Source organism: Micromonospora sp. HK10, assembly GCF_000982955.1.
In the GTDB taxonomy this organism is placed as follows: domain Bacteria; phylum Actinomycetota; class Actinomycetes; order Mycobacteriales; family Micromonosporaceae; genus Micromonospora.
Genome location: NZ_KQ058842.1, coordinates 1 through 1,791, shown reverse-complemented (window position 1 = coordinate 1,791; position 1,791 = coordinate 1). Strand labels below are relative to the sequence as shown.

General features: G+C 69.5%; 1 protein-coding gene. It reads left to right on the top strand.

The features are described from left to right. Positions 1–313 precede the first annotated feature (313 nt). Entirely contained in the window at positions 314–1,783 is a 1,470-nt protein-coding gene (locus LQ51_RS20080; protein WP_082159541.1) for a transposase, read from the top strand. Positions 1,784–1,791 lie beyond the last annotated feature (8 nt).

Genomic DNA, 1,791 nt, shown 5'->3' with positions numbered 1-1,791 from the left:
GTCATGTAAAGGACTCCGGTGCTTGATCAGCCCGGTGGTCCTGGGGTTGCATGAGCATCCCGGTTGGTCCGGTGGGTGGCGTCGAATAGGGGTCTGAGGGTTTCGCCTCGTCCGACTGATTGCCACTGCTGGCCTGGCCACGGATGCCCCGGATGAGGGAAGTGGGCCGGCTCTGTCGAGGTCGGGTCCGGTTGCAGCACATGAGTGGGAGCCGTCGTCAGGACGCTCTGCCTCCTTGGGGCCGTGGCGTGTAGGGACGCCCTTGCTCGGGCCGCCGGAGTCGGTGGTGACCGGTGAGTAGGAGGGTGAGAGGGTGCAGCGGCGGCTGGTGGGTATTGATCTCGGGATCGCGTCGGCGCACACGGTACGGGTGTTGGACGAGGGCGGCCGTCAGGTTTGTCGGCGGCGGTGTGAACCCAGCGTGGAGAGCCTGACCGTGATCGAGCAGGCGGCGTTGGTCGGGGCGTCGGTGGGGACCCGGTTGGAGGTGGTGATCGAGCCGACCGGTCCGGCGTGGTTGCCGGTCGCGGTGTTCTTCACCGCCCGGGGACACACGGTGTTCCGGGTGTCCTCGGCGAAGGCTGCGGACCTGCGTCGGTTCCTGTCCCGGCATGCGAAGTCCAACGGCATCGACGCCGACACCCTCGCCCGGTTGCCGCTGGTCGACCCCGACGGGATCCGGCCGCTGCAGCTGCCGGCGGCGGAGCACGCGGCGTTGGACCGGCGGGTGCGGGCGTGTGACCGGCTGACGCAGGCCGCCTCAGAGCACAAGGTGCGGATCAAGGACCTGGTCCGGCAGTTGATGCCGCTGACACCGTTGACCGGGGACCTGGGCAAGGCCGACCTGGCGGTGCTGGCCCGCTGGGCCGACCCACGAGCCCTGCTCAAAGCCGGAGCCGCCCGGCTGACCGCGGTGATCGTCAAGGCGTCGAACAATCACCAGGGCGCCGAACGGGCACGGGAGTGGATCGCCGCGGCCCGCGCCGCGATCGACCTCTACGCCGATCACCCCGCGGTCGCGTTCACCGACCTGGCGGCCGAAGTCGCCACCGAAGTGCGCCTACTCGCCGCGATCAACGCCGAACTGGCCGTCCACGCCGCCGCCCGCGAGGACGCCTACCGGTGGGCCGACCCCGGGCAACTGGCCCGCAGCCTGCCCGGTCTGGCCACCGTCGGCGGCCCGGTTCTGGCCACGGTCATCGGCGACGCCGCCCGGTTCCCCTGCGGCGCACACTTCAAGTCCTACCTCGGCCTCGCCCCCCGCGCGTCGGAAACCGGCAACACCGACCGCAAAGGCCAACCCATGTCCAAGGCCGGATCCCGACTGGCCCGCGCCGCGTTGATCCGCGCCGCCGACCACGCCCGCAAACAAGACCCCCAACTGGCCAAGATCTACCACACCCAGATGGTCGAACGCGGCGCCGAACACCTCAAAGCCCTCTGCGTGGTCGCCGGCCGCCTCGCCGAACGAGCCTGGACCGTCATGCGCCGCGGCATGCCCTACGTCATCTGCGACACCGACGGCACACCCATCGACCCCGCCGACGCGAAGAAAATCATCACCGAGCAATGGGCCGTCCCCGCCGACGTCCGCGCCCGCCGACGCAGCACCAAAACCACCGACACGAAGGCGGGGAAGGCCCCTCAACGAGTCCTCACGGGACATGACAGGTCAGACGCACAAAGCGCCGACAAACGAGGCGACCTTCCCCACCCACGATCGTCCAACCAGCCCACCTACAAGGTCAAGCCAGCCACCACCTTGACAGCCGATCCCCGATAGGAAATCAG